This is a genomic window from Ruegeria sp. N10 (assembly GCF_056531545.1).
In genome coordinates this window covers 1-24927 of record NZ_JBQFLY010000011.1, presented here as the reverse complement: position 1 = coordinate 24927, position 24927 = coordinate 1, and the positions used below count along the sequence as shown (strand labels likewise).

The 24927-nt window shown below is 58.5% G+C and carries 27 protein-coding genes; 21 read left to right on the top strand and 6 right to left on the bottom strand.

All coding sequences use genetic code 11. The features are described from left to right. Window positions 1-19: 19 nt before the first annotated feature. Window positions 20-1990 (bottom strand): hypothetical protein, encoded by a 1971-nt coding sequence (locus ACR0JI_RS14750; RefSeq protein ID WP_480494806.1) that lies wholly within the window; start codon window positions 1988-1990, stop codon window positions 20-22. 133 nt (window positions 1991-2123) lie between these two features. Between ACR0JI_RS14750 and ACR0JI_RS14745 the strand changes: the two genes are divergently transcribed. Both ACR0JI_RS14745 and ACR0JI_RS14740 read left to right on the top strand, forming a co-directional pair. Next, window positions 2124-2579, top strand: coding sequence for a methylated-DNA--[protein]-cysteine S-methyltransferase (locus tag ACR0JI_RS14745; RefSeq protein WP_480473747.1), 456 nt, complete (start codon window positions 2124-2126; stop codon window positions 2577-2579). 76 nt (window positions 2580-2655) lie between these two features. Further along, window positions 2656-3123 (top strand): hypothetical protein, encoded by a 468-nt coding sequence (locus ACR0JI_RS14740; protein WP_480494804.1) that lies wholly within the window; start codon window positions 2656-2658, stop codon window positions 3121-3123. 22 nt (window positions 3124-3145) lie between these two features. Here ACR0JI_RS14740 and ACR0JI_RS14735 read toward each other — a convergent pair whose 3' ends face one another. From ACR0JI_RS14735 to fsa, 4 genes are all read right to left on the bottom strand, one after another. Further along, the gene (locus ACR0JI_RS14735; protein ID WP_480494802.1) at window positions 3146-3841 is read right to left on the bottom strand and encodes a CDP-alcohol phosphatidyltransferase family protein; all 696 of its coding nucleotides are present in this window, start codon (window positions 3839-3841) and stop codon (window positions 3146-3148) included. A 69-nt stretch (window positions 3842-3910) separates the two neighbouring features. Continuing rightward, the gene (locus tag ACR0JI_RS14730) at window positions 3911-4831 is read right to left on the bottom strand and encodes a tyrosine recombinase XerC (RefSeq protein ID WP_480494800.1); all 921 of its coding nucleotides are present in this window, start codon (window positions 4829-4831) and stop codon (window positions 3911-3913) included. After that, window positions 4828-5535 carry a DUF484 family protein gene (locus tag ACR0JI_RS14725; RefSeq protein ID WP_480473743.1) on the bottom strand — a complete coding sequence of 236 codons (708 nt, stop codon included), beginning with the start codon at window positions 5533-5535 and terminating at the stop codon, window positions 4828-4830. Before ACR0JI_RS14725 ends, ACR0JI_RS14730 begins: the two co-directional genes overlap by 4 nt. 197 nt (window positions 5536-5732) lie before the next feature. Beyond that, window positions 5733-6386 (bottom strand): fructose-6-phosphate aldolase, encoded by a 654-nt coding sequence (gene fsa / locus ACR0JI_RS14720; RefSeq protein ID WP_209505487.1) that lies wholly within the window; start codon window positions 6384-6386, stop codon window positions 5733-5735. Window positions 6387-6474: 88 nt separating this feature from the next. Here fsa and ACR0JI_RS14715 point away from each other — a divergent pair, with 88 nt between their 5' ends. The 4 genes from ACR0JI_RS14715 (at window position 6475) to ACR0JI_RS14700 (ending at window position 11378) form a co-directional block, all read left to right on the top strand. Then, on the top strand, window positions 6475-8670 hold the full coding sequence (locus ACR0JI_RS14715) for a primosomal protein N' (RefSeq protein WP_480494798.1): 2196 nt from the start codon (window positions 6475-6477) through the stop codon (window positions 8668-8670). A gap of 85 nt (window positions 8671-8755) precedes the next feature. Then, window positions 8756-9988: an MFS transporter gene (locus ACR0JI_RS14710; RefSeq protein WP_480494796.1), complete on the top strand. Its 1233-nt coding sequence runs from the start codon at window positions 8756-8758 to the stop codon at window positions 9986-9988. A gap of 65 nt (window positions 9989-10053) precedes the next feature. Continuing rightward, window positions 10054-10932: a 50S ribosomal protein L11 methyltransferase gene (locus ACR0JI_RS14705; protein WP_480473740.1), complete on the top strand. Its 879-nt coding sequence runs from the start codon at window positions 10054-10056 to the stop codon at window positions 10930-10932. 89 nt (window positions 10933-11021) lie between these two features. Beyond that, window positions 11022-11378: a hypothetical protein gene (locus ACR0JI_RS14700; RefSeq protein WP_480473739.1), complete on the top strand. Its 357-nt coding sequence runs from the start codon at window positions 11022-11024 to the stop codon at window positions 11376-11378. A gap of 106 nt (window positions 11379-11484) precedes the next feature. Here the strand turns inward: ACR0JI_RS14700 and ACR0JI_RS14695 are convergent, their stop codons facing one another. Continuing rightward, a complete protein-coding gene (locus ACR0JI_RS14695) occupies window positions 11485-11700 on the bottom strand; it encodes a DUF1127 domain-containing protein (RefSeq protein WP_480473738.1) in 216 nt (71 codons plus the stop codon). A 333-nt stretch (window positions 11701-12033) separates the two neighbouring features. Between ACR0JI_RS14695 and ruvC the strand changes: the two genes are divergently transcribed. From ruvC to ACR0JI_RS14620, 15 genes are all read left to right on the top strand, one after another. Continuing rightward, the gene (gene ruvC / locus ACR0JI_RS14690; protein ID WP_480473737.1) at window positions 12034-12531 is read left to right on the top strand and encodes a crossover junction endodeoxyribonuclease RuvC; all 498 of its coding nucleotides are present in this window, start codon (window positions 12034-12036) and stop codon (window positions 12529-12531) included. Continuing rightward, entirely contained in the window at window positions 12528-13205 is a 678-nt protein-coding gene (ruvA, locus tag ACR0JI_RS14685) for a Holliday junction branch migration protein RuvA (RefSeq protein ID WP_480494794.1), read from the top strand. Before ruvC ends, ruvA begins: the two co-directional genes overlap by 4 nt. Before the next feature lie 4 nt (window positions 13206-13209). After that, window positions 13210-14229, top strand: coding sequence for a Holliday junction branch migration DNA helicase RuvB (gene ruvB / locus ACR0JI_RS14680; RefSeq protein WP_480473735.1), 1020 nt, complete (start codon window positions 13210-13212; stop codon window positions 14227-14229). A gap of 64 nt (window positions 14230-14293) precedes the next feature. Next, window positions 14294-14917 (top strand): hypothetical protein, encoded by a 624-nt coding sequence (locus ACR0JI_RS14675; protein WP_480473734.1) that lies wholly within the window; start codon window positions 14294-14296, stop codon window positions 14915-14917. Then, entirely contained in the window at window positions 14914-15297 is a 384-nt protein-coding gene (gene ybgC / locus ACR0JI_RS14670; protein WP_480473733.1) for a tol-pal system-associated acyl-CoA thioesterase, read from the top strand. The genes ACR0JI_RS14675 and ybgC overlap by 4 nt, the downstream gene beginning before the upstream one ends. Window positions 15298-15406: 109 nt before the next feature. Then, entirely contained in the window at window positions 15407-16102 is a 696-nt protein-coding gene (gene tolQ / locus ACR0JI_RS14665) for a protein TolQ (protein ID WP_480473732.1), read from the top strand. 2 nt (window positions 16103-16104) lie between these two features. Then, window positions 16105-16581, top strand: coding sequence for a protein TolR (gene tolR / locus ACR0JI_RS14660; protein ID WP_480473731.1), 477 nt, complete (start codon window positions 16105-16107; stop codon window positions 16579-16581). A 9-nt stretch (window positions 16582-16590) separates the two neighbouring features. Next, window positions 16591-17694: an energy transducer TonB gene (locus ACR0JI_RS14655; protein ID WP_480473730.1), complete on the top strand. Its 1104-nt coding sequence runs from the start codon at window positions 16591-16593 to the stop codon at window positions 17692-17694. Further along, a complete protein-coding gene (gene tolB / locus ACR0JI_RS14650; protein WP_480473729.1) occupies window positions 17691-19010 on the top strand; it encodes a Tol-Pal system beta propeller repeat protein TolB in 1320 nt (439 codons plus the stop codon). The genes ACR0JI_RS14655 and tolB overlap by 4 nt, the downstream gene beginning before the upstream one ends. A gap of 72 nt (window positions 19011-19082) precedes the next feature. Further along, window positions 19083-19592, top strand: coding sequence for a peptidoglycan-associated lipoprotein Pal (gene pal, locus ACR0JI_RS14645; RefSeq protein ID WP_480473728.1), 510 nt, complete (start codon window positions 19083-19085; stop codon window positions 19590-19592). Between the two features lie 4 nt (window positions 19593-19596). Beyond that, window positions 19597-20421, top strand: a complete 825-nt coding sequence (ybgF, locus tag ACR0JI_RS14640; RefSeq protein ID WP_480494905.1) for a tol-pal system protein YbgF — start codon at window positions 19597-19599, stop codon at window positions 20419-20421. After that, on the top strand, window positions 20412-21671 hold the full coding sequence (gene tilS, locus ACR0JI_RS14635) for a tRNA lysidine(34) synthetase TilS (RefSeq protein WP_480473727.1): 1260 nt from the start codon (window positions 20412-20414) through the stop codon (window positions 21669-21671). Before ybgF ends, tilS begins: the two co-directional genes overlap by 10 nt. Window positions 21672-21746: 75 nt before the next feature. After that, the gene (gene ftsH, locus ACR0JI_RS14630; RefSeq protein WP_480473726.1) at window positions 21747-23663 is read left to right on the top strand and encodes an ATP-dependent zinc metalloprotease FtsH; all 1917 of its coding nucleotides are present in this window, start codon (window positions 21747-21749) and stop codon (window positions 23661-23663) included. Between the two features lie 99 nt (window positions 23664-23762). Continuing rightward, window positions 23763-24359 carry an MOSC domain-containing protein gene (locus ACR0JI_RS14625; protein ID WP_480473725.1) on the top strand — a complete coding sequence of 199 codons (597 nt, stop codon included), beginning with the start codon at window positions 23763-23765 and terminating at the stop codon, window positions 24357-24359. A gap of 144 nt (window positions 24360-24503) precedes the next feature. Continuing rightward, on the top strand, window positions 24504-24927 hold a 424-nt coding region (locus tag ACR0JI_RS14620; protein WP_480494792.1), incomplete at its 3' end, for a formate--tetrahydrofolate ligase.

The window sequence follows — 24927 nt, the reverse complement described above, 5'->3', positions numbered from 1 at the left end:
CGAGGGGGCGTTTTTCGTTTCACGTCTGCACGGACTGCGGTGTCGGATTAAACAGGTCAAAGCCAATGGCTGGGTCCTTCAAGGCCTTCCAGACCTGATAATCCGTGAAATATCCAGTGTGCCCACCAGGATCGACCGGGATGTTGCGATTTACGGATATCAGCCCGCCTTCAATCTCGGTCCCTACAAAGTCATCCTGCCGGAAGATGTTGAACCATGCGGCGTTCAGATTTTTGGGAACGACCGTGAACATTTCCGGAAAATAGCGCTGATAGATGTGGGTCACAGGACAGCCCATCGTGATCAGCGTCAGGGTGCGCCCGTCAATCAGCTTTTGCACGCGTGGATCAGCCAGCATCTGTGTAGCAATCACGGTGCCTTGTGAATGTGAGATCACCGTGATGTGGTCCGCGGCAAAGATATCCACCACGTAATGCAGCGCACGGTAAAACCGTTCATCAATCGCCTTGCGATCCGGATAATTGCGCAGCCTGGTTTTAAGGTCCGCTTTCAGAAAGCACTTGTCGCGAATGGCATAGGTGACGATGTCTCTTGCCACGCCCAGCCCTGCCGCGACAAAATCGGAAAAGCGGTACATCAATGCTGTTGCACCCAGGACGATCAGGCCAATCTCGCCCTGTTTGCTTGCCAGCTTGTTCAAAACCAGGCCAATCACGTTGCAATTGTCCGTTCCGATCTGGCACAGGGGATCGACGTGCTGGCTCATCGCGATCTCTCGGATTGCGACTAGGGCCAGTGTGATTGCACCGAACAAAAAGACCCATTGTGCAAAACGATTGAGGATGGCGCGGCTGATCAGCCCGTCGCGGACATGCAGGTTTGCCTTCAGCCTTCTGCGACCGGCAAACAGGCCAACGCCGACAAACACAAGAAGCACAATTGCCGCAAAGGCAACGCTGAGCGTTTCGATGGAATCGCTGAGAAAATTGTCAAACAGACCGGTCAGTTTTCCATCCGAAAGCCCCGGAATCGTGTCGAGCATTTCCCGCAGCATAAGCCACAACCCGGATATAAAGAACATCCAGAACACCAACATCCCGGCACATATGCTGGGATACAGCCGTCTGTGTTCTTTCAGATTGTCTGCCTGAACCTTTTCATCAAGCCTGGTCGCAGAAAGCACGTACAAAATGATTGTCATGAAGATCAGCGAAGCCCAGAAAAACGCCAGCAGGTAGACCTGAAAGGCCACAAACTGCTCCAGCGCCGAAGGGCAGGCTGGGCTGCCCGGCAAGGGTGTGCAGGCCCGGATTTCCAGACCAAGCGGACCTATGATCAGGCAGATCAGCAGCAAGAACCCCATCCCGAGAATGCCGCGCCAGAATACGCGCCTCAGATAGGTCGGGGCTTTTAAGCTGCGCCTTAGTCCGTATGCGACCCCTCCGGCGTAAAGCGTGAACAAGAGCCAGAACAGCAGGATCGTGCTTTGAAAGAAAATCCCGGGAACGCGATCGACCATCACGGCGAGCGCTCCGATCAGAAGATAGGCATTCAGGGTCGCGACTGCACCGAAGAAAACCCAGGTAAAAAGGTGAACCAGCCGCGCGGCCAAAGTGTTCCTGCCGTTGGCTTGATCCGAGGCCACATCCGCGCGGCTATGCGTTTGTTCGGCATTGTCCATCGCCAGATAACCCAGTGCGAGAACAACCCAGATCAGGTCCAACGCTGTCTTAATGACACCTTTCGGGGCAGGTGAGCGATCTGCCCAGAAAACCTCGGCAAACATAGCCGCATCCTGCGGAGCAGACGGTTTTGTCACCTTGCGCAGGTTGACCGGGAACAATGTCGCGCTTCGGGGGGTGCCGTCGAAGGTTGTCTCGGCCAGCTCGATCATCCCGCGCTGAACCTCAATCGGCGGTTCGGGATTGCCATCCAGCCAGGTTGTCGCGGCCCCGACAACCTGATCGACGGTCTCACCGGGTATTTGTTCGCCAATTCCATGAACCGTCAGGATCAAATGACGACCCATCTCATGCTCCAAAACTCTTTTTGACAATGCAAGTAGGCTAACATGATTGCCGAAATTCACAAAATCCGCGCGTCGCGCAGCCCCCATGGCTTCCCCACTTGAACTTGGAGGATTGATCTGAAACCGTCATCCCATGGCGATGATTGCAGTTGAAACTCAGTTCGGAAGACTCGGGATCGAGGAAACCGATGGTGCCCTCACGCGGCTGGTCTGGGACGGCGAGGACGAGGGCGAGCCGACCGCTCTGCTGCGCGAGGCGGCGGCGCAGTTGATGGCCTATGACGCTGGTCGGCTTGACCGCTTCGATCTGCCCTACCGCATTCATGGATCGCAGTTTCAAAGGCAGGTCTGTGATCTCATGTATGCCATTCCCCTTGGGGAAACGCGCACCTACGGGGATATCGCCAAGGCGTTGGGGCAACCGGCGCAACCGGTCGGTCAGGCCTGCGGGGCAAACCCGATCCCCGTTATTATTCCCTGCCACCGAGTGCTGGCCGCCAATGGGCTGGGCGGGTTTTCCGGGTGCGGCGGGATCGAGACAAAGGTTGCACTGCTGCGGCATGAACGGGCGGCGGGTCTTTTGATCTGAGCCTCGAAATTCGGTTGCAATCCGGTTCTGGGAAGCACAACTTATATCAGTTGCTGAATTTGAAGGATCGCATTGAATGAGCACTGAAAATGATCGCGCAGCCCAGAAGAAGGCCATTATCGACCGGTTGATGTCGCTTGAGGCGGAGGAGCTTGCAACGGCGCAGGCCCATTACGATGCGTTTCTGAAGGATGCCCGACTGGACGACCGGGAAGGCCACGACAAGGATGACATAGCCGCATCGCGCGAAAATGCCGATCTGGCGGCTGCGTTTGACGCGCCTGTCCATGCGCATCATGCCAAGATCGATGTGATCGAGAATACCGATTTTGGGCTGACAGATACAGTCAAGCCGGGATCGGTGATCAGGTTCAACAACCGCAGCTTTGTCGTCTGTGTTTCGACGACCCGGTTTGAGGTGGGTGGAGATACATATATGGGGATTTCGACGCAAAGCCCGATCTATCTGGCCATGGCCGGTCTGCGAGCGGGTGACGTCTTTACCCATAACGGTACTGAATTTGAGGTTCAGGACGTTCTTTAAACCCGGTCCGGCAGCGCTCGTGTCAGGTACGGCGCTGCGGAATGACCTGTTGTGCGATACCCGCAAATGTCAGGTACAGGCTGGCGATGACCAGACCCCAGTGTGCCCAGCTTTCGGGATGAAAATCGACCCACGCGGCCCAGCCCGCAAAGAACGTCCATGCAAGGGCGACCGGCAAGGTCAGACTGCGCCAGCGTTCGGTGCGCACGGGGTGAACGAACTTCAAAGGTAGAAACATCGCAAGCGACAGCAGTGTGACCAGCAGCAGGATGATCCAGAAATTGGGTTCAAGCGCGAAGATCACGACAACGAACATGTTCCAGCATCCAGGAAAGCCGGAAAAGGAATTGTCCTTGGTTTTCATGCGAGTGTCCGCGAAATACATCGCGCTGGCGAAGGTGATGACAATGATTGCGAACCAGCCAGTCCACCCATCCATCAATCCGGATTTGAACAGCGCAAAGGCTGGAATGAACACATAGGTCAGATAATCGATGATCAGATCCAGCAAGACACCGTCAAACTCGGGCGCGTTCTTTTTGACGTGATAGTGCCGCGCCAGCGGACCGTCGATGCCATCAACAACGAAAGATACAACCAGCCAAAGGTACATTAGGCTCCATTTCTCTTCCACAGCGGCCAGCATGGCCAGCATTGCGAAAACAGCACCTGTGGCAGTGAAGAGATGTACGGCAAGAGCTTTGAATCTGAGTGTCATGTTAGGGTCATGACCGATGCACGCCAGAGATGCAAACCAAAAGCCCGAGGTTTCTGTTCGATGTATCGGTCACGCCTTGGGGTGCGCACGGTTGTAGACCTCCATAAGCCGCGCGGTATCCACTGCGGTATAGGTCTGTGTGGTTGACAATGAGGCGTGCCCCAACAGTTCCTGTATAGCCCGCAGATCTCCTCCGGCGGACAGCAGATGGGTGGCAAAGCTGTGCCGCATGGCATGAGGTGTGGCGGTTGATGGCAGCCCCAGTTGCATCCGTGCCTTAGCCATGACGCCCTGAATTGCGCGCGGGTTCAGAGGGCCGCCACGGACGCCCCGGAACAGGGCTGCGTCCTTCGCTTGCGGGTGGGGACAAAGCTGAAGATACCGGTCAACCGCATCTCGGGCGGCTGGAAGAACCGGAACGATCCGTTCCTTGTCGCCCTTCCCGACAATGCGCAGTGTCTCGGGCAAGGGCGCGTCTGCACCGGTCAGAGACAAGGCCTCGGATATCCGCAGGCCGCATCCATAGAGCAGCGTGACAACCGCAACATCACGGGCCGCGACCCAGTCGGACACAGATTGCAGCTCGACCGTGTCAATCATGGCGCGCGCGGCGTCTTCGGCCAGAGGGCGGGGCAGTTTCTTGGTGAATTTGGGCGCGCGGGTCGACAGAACGGCGGTGGGTTCAAATCCCTCTCGCTCGGCCAGCCAACGATAGAAGCTTTTGACGGCGGACAGTTTGCGCGCAAGGGATCGCGCGCCGATATCCCCGCTGCGCTGATCTGCCATCCAGGCGCGCATGTCCGAGACGGTGATCCGTTCCAGCGCCTTCAACCCTTGTCGTTCCCCGTGATGAAGGGTCATGAAAGACAAAAACTCGGTGACATCGCCGCGATAGGCGGTCTGGGTGTTCTGGGACCGCCCCGCCAGCGCGCCCAGAGTGTCCAGCCAGTGCTGGAGCGCGTCGCGGCAAGCAGGTGAGATAAGGTTCACGACAGCCAGTGGCGCATCGAGCGTTCGAATACGCCGGAAAAGAAGGTGAGAAGATCGGTGCCGAGTTGCGGCGTGAAATGCCGCGGATCACGGGCCCCCATGACGATCATGCCCGGCAGGCGACCCGGACCGAGGTCCAGCTTCAGGCAGGCTTCCGAGCGCAACTGATCCGCCAGCGCGCCGAAAACACGTCGGTTCGGCTGATGAGTTTCGCGCAAGGTCACGTCGCGGACAGGGCCGCCGCGACCATTGGTCAGGTATTGGTTGATGAAGCCGGGCTCTGCGATCGTCAGAACGCCTCCAAGCCTGTCGATGGCAGGATCGTTCTGAACCACGGTGGTTTCCAGAACCAGCGTGATATGGTCAACCCGCAGGATATTTGCGACATCGGCGCCAAGGGCACGCAGGAAATCCTCGAATTCGACGGGTTCCAGCAAGCGCAAAATCGCGCGGTGTACCTGATTGGTGCCTGCAAGGTTTTCATAGGCCGCAGCGATGACCGAGCGGTGGGTATCTTCCAACCGGTCCAGCCGCGCCTCGAGCCGCTGCATGGCAATGCCGCGCAGATCGATCACATTATCACCCCGGGCGCGTTCGTTCGCGGCCACAAGGGCTTGCATCAGGTCCTTGTCGTCCAGAACGACGTCGGGCTCGGCCAGAATTGCCGCGCGGAGATTATCCTCGAGTTTGGGATTGCTGCTCATGTCCTGTCCGGTCTTTTTTTGTTGGGCGGCTTATAGCATGCCGAACCGGATTTGCCTTGGGAAAAATGCACGCAAGAGTGGATTTCCCCGGATGCTGTGGCGGATAGGCTCCCGCCTGCCACGCCTGATCGCAGATCAGGCTTTGGGCCGTTGGGCCGGGCACGGCGCCTGATAGCGCCGCGCGGTTGCACACTAGATCAGAGGATTTTCTGACCGGTTTTGGCCCAGTCTGCCAGAAATGTTTCCAGACCTTTGTCAGTCAGCGGGTGATCGGCCAGTTTCTTGATCACGGCTGGCGGCGCGGTGATGACGTCGGCACCAATGCGGGCACTTTCAGTAACGTGGTTCACGGTGCGGATTGAAGCGGCCAGAATTTCGGTTTCGAATCCGTAATTGTCATAGACCTGACGGATGTCGGCGATCAGATCCATGCCATCCAGGTTGATATCGTCCAGACGACCGATGAAGGGCGAGATGAAGGTCGCACCCGCTTTTGCAGCCAGGATCGCCTGATTGGTCGAAAAGCACAGGGTGACGTTGACCATCTGTCCTTCATCGCTGAGCGTCTTGCAGGTTTTCAGACCGGCCCATGTCAGCGGAACCTTCACTGCGATATTCGGGGCAATCTTGGCCAGCTTGCGGCCTTCGGCGATCATGTCGTCAGCTTCGGTCGCGACAACCTCGGCGGAAACGGGACCGTCGACCAGATCGCAGATCTCTTTGGTCACTTCCAGAATGTCGCGGCCCGATTTCAGGATCAGCGAGGGGTTGGTGGTCACGCCGTCCACCATGCCCAGATCGTTCAGTTCAGCGATGGCGTCAATCTCTGCAGTGTCTACGAAGAATTTCATGAGGGCAGTCCTTTGATGGGTTGGCCTTGGTCGCGGATGGCTTTACCTCAAAGAGAGCCATGCTGGAACCCCCTGCAAAGGATATGCTGTGAGCGCTAACGGATTTTTCGACGAGGGAGAGCTGATTGCGGTGCTGACAACGCAACCGCTTGACCGGACGTTGGATTACAAAGCGCCCGAAGGAGGGTGCTTTCTGGGTGCGTTTGTCGAGGTGCCACTTGGTCCGCGCAAGGTGTTGGGCGTGGTCTGGGGGCCGGGGCAGGGCGGTTTCGATCTGAACAAGGCGCGATCGGTGATCCGTGTGCTGGAAGTTGCACCGATGCGCGAGGAAATGCGGGCATTCCTCGGCAAGGTTGCCGACTATACTCTGACACCGATGCCCGCGATGCTGCGGCTGGCGACCCGCGCGCCGGGGCTGGGCGACCCGCCGTCCATGCGCAAGATCTATCGTTTGGGAGCCACCCTGCCAGACCGGATGACCGACGCCAGAATCCGTGTACTTGACGTGTTGCGCGACTATGGCGGGTTGGCATTCACGTTAAAGGAACTGGCGGAACAGGCAGGGGTAACTTCGTCCGTTGTCAAAGGCTTGGTCAAGCAAGGCGCGGTTCGTGAAGAAGACAGCCCGCGCGACCTGCCGTATCCGCATCTTGATCCCGATTTACCGGGAAAGGACCTGACCGAAGATCAGGCAAGTGCGGTTGCGCAGCTTCGCGCCGGGCAACGGACGGGGAATTACGGCACGACGCTGCTGAAAGGCGTGACGGGTTCCGGCAAGACCGAAGTCTATCTGGAGGCCGTGGCCGAAGCGCTGCGCATGGGGCGGCAGGCGCTTGTCCTTTTGCCTGAAATTGCGCTGACCGCAGAATTCCTGACACGGGTTGAAGCGCGGTTTGGCGCGCGCCCTGCCGAGTGGCATTCGGGCGCGACCATGACTGAACGCAGGCGGGTCTGGCGGATGGTCGGGCAGGGGGAAGCTCAACTGGTTGTTGGCGCGCGGTCAGCCCTGTTTCTGCCATTTCGCGATCTGGGGCTGGTCGTGGTGGATGAGGAACACGACACCTCGTACAAGCAGGAAGACGGGGTGCATTACAGCGCGCGAGACATGGCGGTCCTGCGGTCGGCCATCTGCGGCGCGCGGGTGATTCTGGCCAGCGCAACCCCCTCGCTGGAAAGCTGGGCAAATGCTGAGGCAGGTAAATATGATCGGATCGACCTGACTTCGCGTTTCGGGGCGGCAGTGTTGCCCGAGATGAAGCCCATCGACATGCGGGCCGAACAGATGCAGGCCGGAACGTGGATATCTCCGACTTTGCGGCAAGCGGTGCAGCAGCGGATCGAGAAAGGCGAGCAGTCGCTTTTGTTCATCAATCGTCGGGGATATGCTCCTGTAACCCTGTGCCGCGCCTGCGGGGAACAGATCGCTTGTGACCATTGCGACGCGCGCATGGTCGAACACAGATTCCTGAAGCGCCTGATGTGCCACCAATGCGGCGAGACCAAGCCGATGCCCGAGATCTGTCCTTCCTGCGGGGTCGAGGGCAAGCTGGCTCCGGTGGGGCCGGGCATTGAGCGTTTGGCCGAAGAGGCCGAGGTGACCTTCCCCGAGGCCAAAATTGCCATGCTAAGTTCTGATCTTTTCGGCTCAGCCCGCGCACTAAAGGCCAAGATCGAAGAGATTGCGGCCGGGGATGCCGATATCGTTGTCGGAACGCAGCTGGTGGCCAAGGGGCACAACTTTCCCAAGCTGACATTGGTGGGGGTGATCGACGCGGATTTAAGTCTGCATGGCGCAGACCTGAGGGCTGCCGAGCGAACATTTCAGTTGATGCGGCAGGTTGCGGGGCGTGCCGGTCGGGCTGAAAAACCGGGGCAGGCGCTGTTACAGACTTTTCAGCCGGAACATCCGGTGATCCGGGCGATTCTGTCGGGGGACGAAGAGGGCTTTTGGCAGGCCGAGGCCGCCGGTCGGCAAGCGGCCGGTGTGCCACCCTATGGACGTATGGCAGGGATTGTTCTGTCAGGGCCAGAGGTCGGCCCGGTCTTTGACATCGGCAATGCCATGGCGCGCAACGACGGTCCATTGCGCCAGATCGGTGCACAGGTGTTTGGCCCCGCCCCGGCGCCGATTGCCCGTATTCGCGGACGTCACCGTGTCCGCCTGTTGGTCAAGGCACCCAAGGGCGCACCAATCCAGGATGCTATCGCCCGTTGGATTGCCCCGTTACGCCTGAAAGGCGATATCCGCCTGACCGTCGATATCGATCCACAAAGCTTTTACTGACGGTGACGTCTGCATTAACGCAGGGCCATTGTGCGCCGGTCGCTTCCCCCTCGCCAAAGTTGGGAAATGGGCGTAGAGGATTCTCATGCTGAAACCTATGCCCCTTGCCGAGGCGCAGAGCCTTCCGTTCTGGCGTCGTCCTGTCACGCTTCTGTTCGTGATGGCCTTGACCATGCCCATCGCGTTTAATGCGTGGAGCGCGCTGTTGAACAACTTCGTCATTGAGGCAGCGAATTTCGACGGGGCCGATATCGGCCTGCTACACACGGTGCGCGAGATTCCGGGCTTTCTGGCGGTCGGCGTGATTGCCGTCATCATTTTCATTCGCGAGCAGGTGCTGGCCATGATCTCGCTGATGATGCTTGGGGTCGCAACGGCTTTTACGGCCTGGTTCCCAAGCCTTGGCGGATTGCTGTTCGTGACCTTGTTCAGTTCAATCGGGTTTCATTACTATGAGACGGTAAACCAGTCGCTTCAGTTGCAATGGCTTCCCAAGGATCGCGCGCCGCAGATATTGGGATGGCTGGTCGCAATGGGCTCGGCTGCAACGATGGTGGTTTACGGGCTGATCGTTCTGACCTGGGAGCGGTTCGATCTGTCCTATAACTTTGTCTTCATGGCTGCTGGCGGTGCAACAGCTTTGCTAGCCCTGTTTTGCCTGTTCACCTTCCCGCAATTCGATGCCCCCACACCGCAAACCAAGAAACTGATCCTGCGCCGTCGATACTGGCTATATTACGCGCTGCAATTCATGGCCGGTGCGCGGCGACAGATCTTTGTCGTCTTTGCCGGGTTCATGATGGTCGAGAAGTTCGGCTTTGAAGTGCATGAGCTGACCAGCCTGTATCTGATCAACCTGATGATCAACATGATGGTTGCTCCGTTGCTGGGTAAAGCGGTGGCCAAGTTTGGCGAACGGCGCACGTTGATCTTTGAATACACCGGTCTGGCGATCGTGTTCGCAGCCTATGGTGGCATCTACTGGTTTGGCTGGGGCGTGCTGTTGGCGGCGACGCTCTATGTCATCGACCATGTGCTGTTTGCGCTGGCGCTGGCGCTGAAAACCTATTTCCAGAAAATCGCTGATCCGGCGGATATTGCGCCAACTGCCGCAGTCGCGTTCACGATCAACCATATCGCCGCGGTTTTCTTGCCCGCGTTGCTGGGTTTGCTCTGGGTCATGTCGCCAGGCGCCGTATTTGGCCTAGCGGCGGCGATGGCGGTCGTTTCTCTGCTGCTGTCCCTGCTGGTTCCACGCCACCCGGAACCGGGCAATGAGACCGTCCTGAGCAAATACGCGCCAGCCCCGGCGGAATAGGTCGCAAGCTTGACGTTGGCGGCGCACCGTCCTACGCGCAGTGCCAACTGAAACAGGAGTTCCCCATGCCCACATTCACTGCGCTGACTACGCTGACAGGTAAGAAAGCCGCCGAAGGTCTGGGCGAAGCGATGGAGCGGCTGGAGCCCGAACCAACCGGCGTCGGTGTGTTCGAGGTCGAAGATGGCTCGGGCCTGTGGGAAGTGGGTGGATATTTCACCGAAGCCCCTGACGAGGCCGCATTGGCCGTTCTGGCAGTTGCCTTTGAAGCCAAACCTTTTGTTGTGTCGGAATTGCCTGAAACCGATTGGGTGGCCCATGTGCGGCGCGAGCTTGCCCCGGTTGAGGCGGGCCGCTTTTTTGTCTATGGCAGCCACGATGCCGACAAGCTGCCCGACGGTCGCATTCCACTGCTGATCGAGGCGGCAATGGCCTTTGGCACCGGGCATCACGGTACCACGCTGGGATGTCTGAAAGCTCTGGACCGGTTGTTGGATGAAGGATTCAGTGCCTCGAAAGTAGCGGATATCGGTTGCGGCACGGCCGTTCTGGCCATGGCGGCAGCCCGGGTATGGGATGGTGATTTCATTGCCAGCGATATCGACGAGGTGGCCGTTGAAGTGGCCGAAGCCAACCTGAAGGCAAACGGTATGTCCGGCGCGGTTCGGTGTGTTGAAGCCGCAGGTTTCGATCATCCCGACCTCAAGGCACACGCACCCTACGATCTGATCTTTGCCAATATCCTCAAAGGACCTTTGGTGGCCTTGTCACCCGAAATGGCAGCGAATCTCCGCCCAGGTGGGCATGCGATCCTGTCGGGAATCCTTAACGAACAGGCCGATGACGTGGTTTCCGTTTATTCACAAAACGGGTTCAATCAGGCCTATAGGGCCGAGATTGGTGAGTGGACGACCCTAATTTTAACCAAACAGGGCGCGAATTAGGCCATTTGCAGGAGTTTTATAGGTTTTTGCCACGTTTTTGTCGCAATCTCTTTTTACCGTTTTCTGAATGAAGTCGAGGGGGGCGGTTTTTGGAGGCTGCCATGACGGGTAAACAACTGGAGTTCAATCAGCGCGTAAATCGCCTGAACAAGAAACACCAAAAGATGAGCCGCGGCTATCGTGCGACGATGCGCAAGGATGGCCTGGTTGTGATGAGGCCGCAGCGGGTGAGCTCGGCGGTGCCAGCAAAGGTGCTGTTGCTTACGCTTGTCGGTTTCTTCGCCTTCAAAGCATTTCTTTTGTCCCACCTTAGTCCCACCGGCTATCAATATCGGATCGACAGCCTGAACGAAGGCACACCAGTCGAAAAAGCCGGTGCCTGGGTGATGCAAATCGATCCTGTGTCGCAAGCCCTCGCCACTCAGTTGAACAAAGTTTTCTACTAATCCGCTCCCTCGGATTAAAAAAACACCGCGTACCCTTACGGTGCGCGGTGTTTTTGTGTGCCCCTCAAGGGAGGAGGAAGGGGCGTATAAGTGTTGGGGTCGGTTCTTAGCGGCGACCTTCGGCAATGAAGTCGATGTCACCGCGGCACAGGCCGATATCGTCCAGTTCGCGGTCGGTCAGACCGGTCAGCGCGTTGCGGGTTACGCGGGCGTCATTCCATTCAACTGCGGCGTTAACGGCCGATACGAAAAATGCGCCGATACGGCCAACAAGGCCGAACGAGCCAGTGGTAGCGACGCGGGTTGTGTCCAGTGCAGCCATATCCTGTTTCCTTCTGGTTAGTGTTCACATTGCATTTCTGCGATCTGCGGGGCATCTAGTGCCGCCATTTCGTTCGCACAAGTTCAGTTTTTGCATGTGTCCTATGCGTTTTCTGCAAGGCTTCACGAAGTTGTAATCCCCTTAAACAATTGGTGAAAAAGCCTTTGAGAAAGTGTCGAATTCAGACTTCACTGGGTCGCAAAACGCGCCCGAAGTCGCGCCTGAAACACGCGTGTCGTTTTCAGCCCTGGGGTCAATTCGCTTGGAAAATGTTCACGCTTCGTGCTAGGCGTTGAAAAAAGATCACACAACCCGAGCAGGCCGAGGCAAAACATGCGAATTCTGGGCATCGATCCGGGGCTTAGAACCCTGGGATGGGGCGTCATCGAATCAAATGGCAGCCGCCTGAGCCATGTGGCCAATGGATTATGCAAATCGGATGGCGACGATCTGGGCGAGCGGTTGCTGTCGCTGCACAATCAGATTGTCGAAGTGATTGCGGATCACAGGCCCGATCAGGCTGCTATCGAACAGACATTCGTGAACAAGGACGGGGCCGGAACCCTCAAGCTTGGGCAGGCGCGTGGCGTGGCGTTGCTGACGCTGGCACAGGCCGGTCTGCCGGTGGGGGAATATGCACCCAATCGGGTCAAAAAGACCGTGGTGGGCGTGGGTCATGCCGAGAAAGAGCAGGTTATGCACATGGTCAAACTGCAATTGCCGGGCTGTTTGCCGAAAGGGGCCGACGCGGCGGATGCACTGGCGATTGCAATCTGCCACGCCTATTACGGAAAGACGCAACAGGCGCGTGTGAAAGAGGTGCGGGCATGATCGGAAAACTGACAGGGCGGCTGGATTATCGTGCGGCAGATCATGTGCTGATCGATGTCCGGGGCGTCGGCTATCTTGTCTATTGTTCCGACCGGACCATGGCGGCATTGCCGGGGGTGGGCGAGGCGGTCTCGATCTACACTGACATGGTTGTCCGCGAAGACCTGATGCAGCTTTACGGGTTTCTGTCGCTTGTCGAGAAAGAGTGGCATCGCCTGCTGTGCTCGGTCCAGGGGGTCGGCGCGAAGGTGTCGCTGGCGATCCTGAGTGCATTGGGACCCGACGGTGTCAGCCGCGCAATTGCCCTGGGGGACTGGGGTGCGGTAAAGGCGGCCAAGGGGGTCGGGCCAAAAACAGCCCAGCGGATCGTGTTGGACCTCAAGGACAAGGCGCCGGGTGTGATGGCCATGGGTGGCACGATTACTCAGGCGCTGGACGGCCCGGAACTTGAGGTTGTTGAGCCGAATGATTCTACGCCCGCACCTAGACGTGTATCGAAGCTGCCATCAGGTGCTGCGGCCGCGTCTGCCGGGGCGTTGTCGGCGTTGGCCAATCTTGGATATGGGCCGTCCGACGCGGCGGGCGCTGTGGCTGAAGCGGCTGCAAGCCAGCCGGATGCGGACGAGGCTGATCTGATCCGCGCGGCCCTCAGGCTGCTGGCTCCGAAAGGGTAAGTGAATGGTTGACGCTGATCCCACCCTGCGCCCGGAGCCCCTGCCGGAAGACAATGACCGCGCCTTGCGTCCTCAGGGGCTTGATGAATTCATTGGTCAGGCTGAGGCGCGCGCCAACTTGCGCATCTTTATCCAGTCAGCCCGGCAACGCGGCGAGGCGATGGACCACACCTTGTTTCACGGACCTCCGGGGTTGGGCAAAACGACCCTCGCGCAGATCATGGCGCGTGAATTGGGAGTGAATTTCCGCATGACCTCTGGCCCGGTTCTGGCCAAGGCGGGGGATCTGGCAGCGATCCTGACCAATCTTGAATCGCGTGACGTGCTCTTCATCGACGAGATTCACAGGCTCAACCCGGTTGTGGAGGAAGTGCTGTACCCGGCCATGGAAGATTTCGAGCTGGATCTTGTTATCGGCGAAGGTCCTGCTGCGCGCACCGTTCGGATCGAATTGCAGCCATTCACACTGGTGGGGGCCACCACGCGGATGGGCCTGCTGACAACGCCCTTGCGTGACCGGTTTGGTATCCCGACCCGGCTTCAGTTCTACACGGTGGATGAGTTGCACGAAATCGTCACCCGGAACGCGCGGAAACTGGGCGCGCCCGCGGATAACGATGGTGCGCGCGAAATCGCGCGCCGGTCGCGTGGAACCCCGCGTATCGCCGGGCGATTGCTGAGACGCGTTGTGGATTTCGCGATTGTCGAAGGGGACGGGCGGATCACACGGGACCTGGCCGATGGTGCCTTGACCCGTCTGGGCGTTGATAATCTGGGTCTTGATGGTGCGGACCGGCGGTATCTGAAGCTGATTGCCGAAAACTACGCAGGCGGCCCGGTGGGGATTGAAACCCTGTCTGCCGCGCTGTCCGAAAGCCGCGACTCGCTTGAGGAGGTGATCGAGCCCTATTTGCTGCAACAGGGGCTAATCCAGCGTACTCCGCGCGGGCGGATGTTGGCGCAGAAGGCGTGGACGCATCTTGGGATGGCCGCGCCCAAGCGGCAAAGCGATCTGTTCGGTTGAAGCCCGCGCACTTAGATTTTATGCCTTTCGGCGAGAGTATTTTTAAAAAGATAAAGGGCTGGCGGTGACACCGGAAGAAATTGAGGCGCTGTTCACACGCGAAAGCGGCGAGTTTCTGTTTACGCGCTGGGGACGGCCTATTGTTCCGATCGTTTTCGGCGTTGAAGACGAGACGCTAGCCACCGTAAAGGGGGCTTTTGAAGCTGTTGTCACGCTGGCCGGTCACCAAATGGCCGAGACGGACCCTGAACTTGGCGCGAATTGCATGGTTTTCTTTTTCCGGGACTGGCAGGAACTGCTGGAAGTACCGGACCTTGATCGTCTGGTTCCGGATCTGGAACCTTTGGTTGCACGGCTGGTCGAGGCAGATGCAAACCAGTACCGCATTTTCCGGTTCGAAGAAGATGGCGCGATCCGCGCGGCGTTTGTGTTTCTGCGCATGGACAAAGAATTGTCGAAGGTTCCGGCTGAAACCCTTGCGCTCAATCAGGTCGTGCAGACAATCTTGCTCTGGTCGGACACTGCATTTCGCAATCAATCTCCACTGGCAATCGCAGGTGAGGCCACGATCCTGCGTCCCGACATCGCGTCCTTGATCCGGGCGGCCTATGATCCGGTTTTGCCACGGGCGGCACAGGATGCCTCGCACGCGTTAAGGCTGTTTGCCCGTCTGGAGACGTTGCAATGAAACACACCTACCCCATCCGCGTGTATTATGAAGACACCGACATGGGTGGGGTTGTCTATCATGCGAACTACCTGCGCTATATCGAGCGCGCGCGCTCGGACTGGGTGCGTAATCTGGGCAATGACCAGAACGCCATGCGGGAAGTAGGCATTGTTTGGGTCGTGCGGCGGCTTGAGGCCGAGTATCTGGCGCCTGCAAGGTTCGATGATGAATTGATTGTCGAAACCGAAGTTACCGAAATCTCGGGCGTGCGTCTGACCATGGCACAGCTTGTCCGACGCGGTGAGACCGAAATATTTCGTGCAACAGTCACGGCCGTTTGCATCAATAAAGCAGGCAAGCCGATCCGTTTGCCGGCAGAGATTCGCGCATTGATGTAACAATTTGCGGACCGTGGGTGGTTCTGTTGGCTTTTCATGACCAACTGAGATAGCGTTTGGCAAAACAAGGCCAAACGAACGGCCATCAGGCAAAACAAAGAGCAGGTTCATGGAAGCTGAAACGCTGGCGCTGGCGCAGGAGATCGACTTCTCCATGTGGGGGCTGTTTGCCCGCGCGACCTTTATCGTCAAACTGGTGATGCTGGTACTTACCGGCGCATCCATATGGTCCTGGGGGATCATCATTCAGAAGCTGATCAACTATCGCGCGGCCCGACGCGAGGCGCAGGTTTTTGATGAAAGCTTCTGGTCGGGCAACCCGTTGGATGAGTTGTTCGAGCAGATCGGAACCCAGCCGGATGGCAGCTCGGAAAAAATCTTTGCATCAGGCATGATCGAATGGCGCAGGTCGCATCGCAATGATGGCGGGCTGATTGCCGGGGCAACCGCGCGTATCGACCGGTCGATGGATGTCGCCATCGCGAAAGAGGCGGAAACCTTGAAAAAAGGGCTTCCCATTCTGGCGACTGTTGGCTCCACAGCTCCGTTTATCGGGCTGTTTGGCACCGTTTGGGGCATCATGAATGCGTTCATCGAGATTGCCGAGCAGCAAAACACTAACCTTGCTGTGGTGGCTCCCGGCATCGCCGAGGCGTTGATGGCGACAGGGTTGGGCCTTTTGGCGGCGATCCCGGCGGTGATTTTCTACAACAAACTCAGCGCAGATAGTGACCGGATCGTTGGCGGCTATGAAGCCTTTGCGGATGAATTCGCAACCATCCTGTCGCGCCAGTTGGACAGCTGAAGATGGGCGCTGCGATCCAGCAATCTTCGGGCGGCAATGGGCGCAGACGTGGTCGGCGTCGCGGTCGCGCGCAGCCGATGGCCGAGATCAATGTGACCCCTTTCGTGGATGTCATGCTGGTATTGCTGATCATCTTCATGGTGGCCGCGCCATTGCTGACGGTTGGTGTTCCGGTCGATCTGCCCAAGACCGCGGCCAGTGCGCTGCCCGGCGACAACGAAGAGCCTTTGACCGTGACTCTGACCGCAGACGGCCGCGTGCAGATCCAGACCACCGATGTGTTGCGCGAAGAGTTGATTGGCAAGCTGCGTGCCATTGCGGCAGAGCGGAGCAGCGACCGGGTTTTCCTGCGGGCCGATGGCGCAATCCCTTATGCACAGGTGATGCAGGTCATGGGTGCACTGAACGCGGGCGGTTTTTCCAACGTTGGCCTTGTGACCGATACCGGTGGGCCGACGCTGGATGAAGGTGGAGAGTGAGGTCGCACGGTGGATACCGGCACCAAGATTTCAGCGATTGCGCATGTCAGCCTGATCGGATGGGCGATGTTCGGCGGCACCTTCAGGTCCGAACCGTTGCCGATGGCTGTGCAGGACGTCTCAGTGATCACGGCTGAACAATTCGCGGCGATGACTGCCCAGCGGGATGCGCCGGAAGTCCCCGAAGTGCCGACCGCTTTGCAACAACCGCCCCAACCGGAGGCTGTGACCAAACCGCCGGAATCCGTGATTGACGAACAGCCGCGCCCTGAACCTGTTGCACCGGCTGAACCAGAACCAGAGCCAGAGCCTGTCATCGTGGAAGCGCCGCCAGAACCCGAGGTTCCTGACGAGCCTCCGGTTCTGACGGAACCTCAGGTCGAGCCTGTTGCACAGCCTGCGCCGCCTGGTCCGGAGGCACAGCCGCGCCCCTCGGATCGCGTCGCGCCCGAGGCAATAGCTCCGCCACCGCCCGAGGCAAAACCTGATGATTTTGAAACGCCGCCGGTATCCCTGGATGAAGGCGCAGAAGTTCAGCAGGAACAGCAGGATCAGACCGCGCCGCAAGAGGCAGCCCCGGAGATTGTGACCGAGGCCGAGGAAACCAAGGAACAGTCGCCCCTGACATCTCCGCGGCCGCGCGTGCGCCCAAACCGGCCAAGGCCGCCATCCGAACCCGCTGTGGCCAAATCGCCTGAAGCGACCCCGGAATCTGAAAAACAAACCGATGAAACGGCAATTAACGACGCCCTGGCCGAAGCCTTGGGCAGCGGGTCCGAACCCTCTGGTCCACCGCTGACCAGCGGAGAGAAAGACGCGATGCGACTGGCCGTCTCTGGATGTTGGAATGTGGGTTCCTTGTCCACAGATGCGCTGAACACTGTGGTTGTTGTCGCGTTTTCGTTGAACCGTGATGGTACGGTCGTCGGCGGCAGCGTTCGGATGCTGGACAGCTCTGGCGGCTCGGCGGGAGCCGTTAAACAGGCCTACGAGGCTGCGCGACGTGCTATTTTGCGCTGCGGGGCCAAAGGATATGATTTGCCTGCTGACAAATACGAACATTGGCAGGATGTTGAGATTACATTTAACCCCGAGAGGATGCGGATCAAATGATGAAGCTTCTGACCAGCCTCTTTGTCGGCCTGACATTGATGTCTGCGCCGGTTTATGCACAGAGCGGGCCTTTGCGTCTGGAACTGGATGAGGGGATTATCGAACCCTTGCCCTTTGCCGTTCCGAATTTTGTGCCGGACGGCCCGGCCGCAGCTCAGTTCGCGCAAGATATCTCGCGCGTGGTGGCGGCTGACCTGACCGGGACCGGGTTGTTCCGCGAGATATCCTCGGATGCGTTCATCAGCCGGGTCAGCAGCTTCGAAGCTCCGGTTCAGTTTGCGGATTGGAAGGCGATCAACGCTGACGCCCTGATCACGGGCGCTGTCAATGTGTCCGGTCAGAAACTGACGGTCCGGTTCCGGGTGTGGGATGTGTTTTCGGGCCAGGAACTGGGCAATGGCCTTCAACTGGCAGGTACCACCGACGGGTGGCGGCGCATGGCGCATAAGGTGGCCGATCAGGTCTATAGCCGGATCACAGGTGAAGGCGGTTATTTTGACAGCCGCGTTGCCTTTGTTTCGGAAAGCGGTCCGAAGGACCAGCGCCTGAAGCGTTTGGCGATCATGGATTACGATGGCGCGAATGTGCAGTACATGACTGACAGCGCCGCCATCGTTCTGGCGCCCCGGTTCTCACCCACCGGTGACCGGCTGCTTTATACCAGTTATGAAAGCGGCAGCCCGCGCATTTACGTGACTGAAGTCGGGCGCCCGAAACCACGGGAACTGAAGACGCAGGACGGGACCATGAGCTTTTCGCCACGGTTCTCGCCGGATGGCCGGTCGATTGTCTATTCGCTGATTCAGGGCGGCAATACCGACCTGTGGAAAATGGATATCACCTCGGGGCAAAGTACGCGCCTGACCAACACGCCCGCAATTGAAACGGCTCCCAGCTATTCGCCGGATGGTGGCCGGATTGTCTTTGAAAGCGACCGCTCCGGCACGCCGCAATTGTACGTAATGGCAGCAAACGGGGGCGAAGCCACGCGGATCAGCTTTGGCGCGGGTCGCTATGGTACGCCGGTCTGGTCGCCGCGAGGCGACCTGATCGCCTTTACCAAGCAGAACCAGGGCCGGTTCCATATCGGCGTGATGCGCATCGACGGATCAGAAGAACGTTTGCTGACAGCGTCTTTCCTGGATGAAGGCCCCACCTGGTCGCCCAATGGCCGGGTCATCATGTTCACCCGCGAAACGCAGGGGGCCAGCGGTAGGGCATCGCTTTACTCGGTGGATATCTCGGGCAGGAACCTGCGCCCGGTACGTACACCGGACGGCGGCAGCGATCCGTCCTGGGGCCCATTGCAGAATTGATCGCAGTGAAGTTCACAACAAATCGTCCCTGTGGTAGACAGGCGGCAATAAACATAACACGAGGCACCTGAAATGAACGTATTGAGCAAAGTTCTGGCGCTGGGCGCGCTGAGTGTGATCGCCGCCTGCACAAACAATGACCCCTCAGCCTTGGGTGGCGGTGGTGGTAGCGGAGGCATTGGATCCATTGTCCCCGGATCACCGAGTGATCCGCGCTCGCCCGCGTATTTCCAGCAAACGGTCGGGGACCGTGTCCTGTTTGCCGTTGACCAGTCGACCTTGTCGCCCGAGGCGCAAACAGTGCTGCAAGGGCAGGCAGACTGGTTGCTGGCCAATCCGGATTTTGTCGCAACGATTGAAGGCCACGCGGATGAGCAGGGCACACGGGAATACAACCTTGGTTTGGGTGCCAAACGCGCTAATGAGGCACGAGAATACTTGATTTCACGCGGAGTTGCGGGCAGCCGCCTGAATACCGTGAGCTATGGCAAGGAACGCCCGATCGAGATTTGCAGCACCGAGGAATGTTATTCCAAGAACCGCCGTGCGGTAACGGTTCTGACCGGGTCAACTCTGGGGTAAGATGATGCGCATTGCAGGATGGGTTTTGGCGGCGGTTGTGGCGACGGCTGGTGTTGCACAGGCACAGGATCAGCAAACTCTTGCAGATATCCGTCAGGAACTAACGGTGCTACATGTGGAAATTCAGCGTTTGAAACGCGAGTTTTCTACCACGGGTTCACCTGCACCGAACCTGTCCGGCAGTTCGGTCCAAGAACGCGTTGTCGCGATCGAAGCGGAATTGCAGCGCCTGACCCGCCAAACCGAGCAGTTGAACCAGCGGGTGCAGAACATTGTCACTGACGGCACCAACCGAATCGGTGACCTTGAGTTCCGGCTGGTCGAACTGGAAGGCGGCGATTTGACGACATTGGGTGAGACCTCGACATTGGGTGGTGACACGGCCGGTGTGATCACCGGGCCAACAAGTATCGAAACGCCAACGGCGACCGATCATGGTGAACTGGCCATAGGTGAACGTGCTGATTTTGATGCAGCCTCGCAAGCGTTGGCCGATGGCGATTTCCAGACTGCTGCCACGTTGTTTGCGCAGTTTGAAACAAGCTATCCCGGCAGTCCGCTGGCGCCCGAAGCCAACCTGAAACGCGGTCATGCCCTTGAAGGGATTGGCGACACGCGCGAAGCGGCCCGAGCATTCCTGGCCAGCTTCACGGGTGATTCCGAGGGCGCATTTGCACCCGAGGCGTTGTACGAACTGGGTGCGGCGCTTGGCCGTTTGGGACAGACTGATCAGGCCTGCATCACGCTTAATGAGGTCGGAGTACGCTTTCCTTCTGCGCCAGAGTTTTCGAACGCCACGCAGGAGATGACCGCGTTGGGATGTACTTGAACCATCACTCCAGCAAACTACTTGCAGACCTTCGCGCCCGGCTACCCGAAACACTTCCGCGCAAGTTGGGTATTGCAGTTTCGGGAGGCGGCGATTCTGTCGCCTTAATGCACCTTTTGCATCATGTGGCGCAGGATGAGGCTATCACCCTTTTCGTTGCCACGGTCGACCACGGGTTGCGCCCCGAATCCGCGCGCGAGGCCGAAACGGTATCCCTGCAGGCGGCTGCGTTGGGGATGCCTCATGACACGCTGCGTTGGTCGGGATGGGACGGTACCGGCAACTTGCAGGACCGCGCACGTCAGGCGCGGTATGATTTGTTATCCGAATGGGCAAAGGGCCGCGGAATCGATGCCATTGCGCTGGGCCACACCGCAGATGATCAGGCGGAAACACTGTTGATGCGGTTGGGCCGATCATCCGGGGTCACGGGCCTGTCCGGAATGGCGGCCATTCGGAAACAGCGGGGGCTGACGATACTGCGCCCGATGCTGGGGATTGCCCGTGAACAGCTGCGCACCTATCTGACTGGGGCTGGCGTGGCATGGGTGGACGACCCTTCGAATCAGGATGCCCGTTTCGATCGGATCAAGGCGCGCGAAGCTTTGGGTGGTCTAGAACCTTTGGGAATTGATGCGCTTTCATTGTCCCGCGTGGCTGACAATCTGGCGCAGGCACACACGGCACTTGGCATCTGTGCGCAAGAATCCGCACGGTCCGTGGCGCAAGTGGATCAAAGTGACGTGAGGGTGAACCGGGCCGGATTTGCCGCGTTGCCCCTTGAGATTCGGCGCCGTGTCCTGCTGGGAATCCTCTCGTGGGTTGCCGGGTCGGGTTATCCCCCGCGTCAGGCGGCAGTGGATCGGGCGATGGATGCAGTTGCGAATGGGCAATCGGCGTCAGTGGGCGGTTGTCTTATTGTTCCACACGGCGGGAGTGTTTGGATTTGCAGGGAATTTAATGCCGTGAAATCTCAGTTGGCTGCACCCGGTGCTGTGTGGGATGGCAAATGGCGGCTGAGCGGACCGGCAACAATGGGCGCAGAAATCCGTGCTTTGGGGGGTGAGGGGTTGCAACAGGTGCCCGAGTGGCGGGCAACCGGGCGTCCCAGGATAGCTTTGACAGCGACGCCTGCGGTTTGGAATGCGGATAGGGTGCTGGCCGCCCCGCTTGCGGGTCTCGCGAATGGTTGGCATGCCAGTCTTGCGTCAGATTGGCCCGAGTTCCACACATCTTTTTTATCGCATTGAACATACGACAATCCTCTCTATTTTAAGAGGTAACTTGGCAGCGTCTCACCTGCCGGAACTTTTAGGAGAATTTCCTTGGGCAACGCTCGCAATATCGCGTTTTGGGTCGTTTTGTTCCTGCTCATCCTTGCACTGTTCAATCTGTTCAGTGGACCGGGCGGAACGCTTCAGAACAACGAGAAAACCTATTCCGACTTTGTCGGTGCCGTCCAAAGCGGTGAAGTCAAGAATGTGACCCTGGATGGTGAGCAGATTCGCTATACCCTGCAAAGCGGTGCCAGCTATGTCACGATCAAACCCGGCGACGCCGAAGTGACCAAGCTTCTGATCGAAGAAAACATCCCCGTTCAGGCCGTAAAACAACAGCAATCAGGCTTTCAGTCGTTCCTGATCACGCTGCTGCCTTTCCTGCTGCTGATCGGTGTCTGGGTCTATTTCATGAATCGGATGCAAGGCGGCGGCAAAGGTGGCGCGATGGGCTTTGGCAAGTCCAAGGCCAAGATGCTGACCGAAAAGCATGGCCGCGTGACCTTTGACGATGTTGCCGGTATCGACGAGGCCAAGGAAGAGCTGGAAGAGATTGTCGAATTCCTGCGAAACCCGCAGAAGTTCAGCCGCCTTGGTGGCAAGATCCCCAAGGGCGCGCTGCTGGTTGGCCCTCCGGGTACCGGTAAGACGCTTCTGGCCCGTGCCATTGCGGGTGAGGCGGGCGTGCCGTTCTTCACCATCTCGGGTTCGGATTTTGTCGAAATGTTCGTTGGTGTGGGTGCGTCCCGCGTGCGTGACATGTTCGAGCAGGCGAAAAAGAACGCGCCCTGTATCGTGTTTATCGATGAAATTGACGCTGTGGGTCGTCATCGCGGCGCCGGGTATGGTGGCGGCAACGACGAGCGGGAACAAACGCTCAACCAGTTGCTGGTCGAAATGGACGGGTTTGAGGCCAACGAAGGTGTAATCATTCTGGCGGCGACAAACCGCAAGGATGTTCTGGACCCTGCGCTGCTGCGACCGGGCCGGTTCGACCGTCAGGTCACAGTCGGCAACCCGGACATCAAGGGCCGCGAGAAAATTCTGGGCGTTCACGCACGCAAGACGCCGCTGGGCCCCGATGTCGATCTGCGCATCATCGCGCGCGGTACGCCCGGCTTCTCGGGTGCGGATCTGGCCAACCTCGTGAACGAGGCCGCGTTGATGGCCGCACGCGTGGGTCGTCGCTTTGTCACCATGGAAGATTTTGAAAACGCCAAGGACAAGGTGATGATGGGGGCCGAGCGCCGCTCGATGGTGCTGACTCAGGATCAGAAGGAAAAAACAGCCTATCACGAAGCGGGTCATGCTGTTGTTGGTCTGTCTCTGCCCATGTGCGATCCAGTCTACAAGGCGACCATCATACCGCGCGGCGGCGCGCTGGGTATGGTCGTTTCGCTGCCGGAAATGGATCGCCTGAACTATCACCGGGATGAGTGCGAACAAAAGCTGGCGATGACCATGGCAGGTAAGGCGGCCGAGGTCATCAAGTATGGCGAAGATCACGTGTCGAACGGGCCTGCCGGGGACATCATGCAGGCCAGCCAACTGGCACGTGCCATGGTGATGCGCTGGGGAATGTCGGACAAGGTCGGCAATATCGACTATGCCGAGGCCCATGAGGGATACCAGGGCAATACTGCCGGTTTCTCGGTATCGGCTCATACCAAGGAACTGATTGAAGAAGAGGTAAAGCGCCTGATCCAGCAAGGTTACGAAAAGGCGCACAAGATTCTGACCGATCATAACGAAGAATGGGAACGTCTGGCCCAAGGTTTGCTGGAATACGAAACGCTGACCGGTGACGAAATTAAACGCGTCATGAACGGGGAATCGCCCGGCGACAGCGATGACCGGAACGACAAGTCGGACGAGGGCAGTGCGCCCAGCGTCACAGCCATCCCCAAGACCAAGGCTAAGAAATCACCGCCTGAGGGCGGGATGGAACCTGAACCGACAGCATAACCAGCAAGAACCCGGGCTCTGACCCGGGTTTTTTCTCTTTCCATCAGAGCGTTACTGGGCATTATGCGCTGGCAGACACCAATGGGTAGGGAAGCGCATATGCCGTTTTTGCGGGAAACCGAATTTGCAGCCGAAGTCGTTTGGCTGGGCCTTGTTCCTGCCGGCGGATCACTTCGTGCCAAGCCCGTGGAGTTGCTGGATCTTGGGTTTGAGGGCGCGAAAGGCGAACGGCACGAAGGTCTGAACCGTGCGTCCTGTGTTCGGGTCTCGAACCTCTATCCCAAGGGCACTGAAATCCGCAATGTTCGTCAACTTTCGGTGCTGTCCTTGGAAGAGTTGCAGCAGATCGCGCAGAACATGGGGCTGGACCAGCTTGACCCGTCTTATCTGGGCGTATCCATAGTGCTGAAAGGTGTTCCGGATTTCTCGCACATTCCGCCGTCCTCGCGCCTTCAGGCGGTCAACGGGCTGACGATCACTGTGGATATGGAAAACGCACCCTGCGTATTGCCCGGACGCGAAATCGAAGCGGATCATCAGGGGTATGGTGCAGGGTTCAAACCCGCTGCCGTCGGGCGCCGGGGTGTCACGGGATGGATCGAACGTCCCGGGCGCATTCAACTGGGCGATCACCTCAAGCTCTTTGTTCCGGACCAGCCTGCCTGGAGCCCCGAAAATATGCAGGTTTCCGATTAGTTACCGATGAAGTGACCTGACGACGCTTCGCGACGCCAGAATGTCGGAATCCATGGCTAATCAGATTGTACACAAGGGTATGGAATGCGTAGCGCCGACGTTTGACGTCGGTTTTGCACGGTATTCAATCAAGGACCCCGGCCAATGAGCTATAAATCCGACATCGAAATTGCGCGTGAAGCGAATAAGAAGCCGATCCAGGAGATCGGCGCGAAGCTTGGAATATCCAGTGATGATCTGTTGCCGTATGGGCATGACAAGGCGAAGGTGAGCCAGGAGTTCATCAACTCGGTTCAGGGTCGTGAAGACGGCAAGCTGGTGCTGGTGACGGCGATCAACCCGACGCCTGCGGGTGAGGGCAAGACGACCACAACGGTTGGTCTGGGTGACGGTCTGAACCGGATCGGCAAGAATGCGATGATCTGTATCCGCGAGGCCTCGCTGGGTCCGAACTTCGGCATGAAGGGCGGCGCTGCGGGGGGCGGCTATGCGCAGGTTGTTCCGATGGAAGAGATGAACCTGCACTTCACCGGCGATTTCCACGCGATCACCTCGGCCCATTCGCTGC

Excerpts from the sequence above, each read along its gene's own strand:
- ACR0JI_RS14750 (WP_480494806.1), bottom strand. The coding sequence starts at position 1,990 with ATGGGTCGTCATTTGATCCTGACGGTTCATGGAATTGGCGAACAAATA.
- ACR0JI_RS14740 (WP_480494804.1), top strand. The coding sequence starts at position 2,656 with ATGAGCACTGAAAATGATCGCGCAGCCCAGAAGAAGGCCATTATCGAC.
- ybgC (WP_480473733.1), top strand. The coding sequence starts at position 14,914 with ATGAAACACACCTACCCCATCCGCGTGTATTATGAAGACACCGACATG.
- tilS (WP_480473727.1), top strand. The coding sequence starts at position 20,412 with ATGTACTTGAACCATCACTCCAGCAAACTACTTGCAGACCTTCGCGCC.
- ACR0JI_RS14705 (WP_480473740.1), top strand. The coding sequence starts at position 10,054 with ATGCCCACATTCACTGCGCTGACTACGCTGACAGGTAAGAAAGCCGCC.
- ACR0JI_RS14695 (WP_480473738.1), bottom strand. The coding sequence starts at position 11,700 with ATGGCTGCACTGGACACAACCCGCGTCGCTACCACTGGCTCGTTCGGC.
- pal (WP_480473728.1), top strand. The coding sequence starts at position 19,083 with ATGAACGTATTGAGCAAAGTTCTGGCGCTGGGCGCGCTGAGTGTGATC.
- ACR0JI_RS14625 (WP_480473725.1), top strand. The coding sequence starts at position 23,763 with ATGCCGTTTTTGCGGGAAACCGAATTTGCAGCCGAAGTCGTTTGGCTG.
- ruvC (WP_480473737.1), top strand. The coding sequence starts at position 12,034 with ATGCGAATTCTGGGCATCGATCCGGGGCTTAGAACCCTGGGATGGGGC.
- tolQ (WP_480473732.1), top strand. The coding sequence starts at position 15,407 with ATGGAAGCTGAAACGCTGGCGCTGGCGCAGGAGATCGACTTCTCCATG.
- ACR0JI_RS14735 (WP_480494802.1), bottom strand. The coding sequence starts at position 3,841 with ATGACACTCAGATTCAAAGCTCTTGCCGTACATCTCTTCACTGCCACA.
- fsa (WP_209505487.1), bottom strand. The coding sequence starts at position 6,386 with ATGAAATTCTTCGTAGACACTGCAGAGATTGACGCCATCGCTGAACTG.
- ruvA (WP_480494794.1), top strand. The coding sequence starts at position 12,528 with ATGATCGGAAAACTGACAGGGCGGCTGGATTATCGTGCGGCAGATCAT.
- ybgF (WP_480494905.1), top strand. The coding sequence starts at position 19,597 with ATGCGCATTGCAGGATGGGTTTTGGCGGCGGTTGTGGCGACGGCTGGT.
- ACR0JI_RS14710 (WP_480494796.1), top strand. The coding sequence starts at position 8,756 with ATGCTGAAACCTATGCCCCTTGCCGAGGCGCAGAGCCTTCCGTTCTGG.
- tolR (WP_480473731.1), top strand. The coding sequence starts at position 16,105 with ATGGGCGCTGCGATCCAGCAATCTTCGGGCGGCAATGGGCGCAGACGT.
- tolB (WP_480473729.1), top strand. The coding sequence starts at position 17,691 with ATGATGAAGCTTCTGACCAGCCTCTTTGTCGGCCTGACATTGATGTCT.
- ACR0JI_RS14725 (WP_480473743.1), bottom strand. The coding sequence starts at position 5,535 with ATGAGCAGCAATCCCAAACTCGAGGATAATCTCCGCGCGGCAATTCTG.
- ACR0JI_RS14745 (WP_480473747.1), top strand. The coding sequence starts at position 2,124 with ATGGCGATGATTGCAGTTGAAACTCAGTTCGGAAGACTCGGGATCGAG.
- ruvB (WP_480473735.1), top strand. The coding sequence starts at position 13,210 with ATGGTTGACGCTGATCCCACCCTGCGCCCGGAGCCCCTGCCGGAAGAC.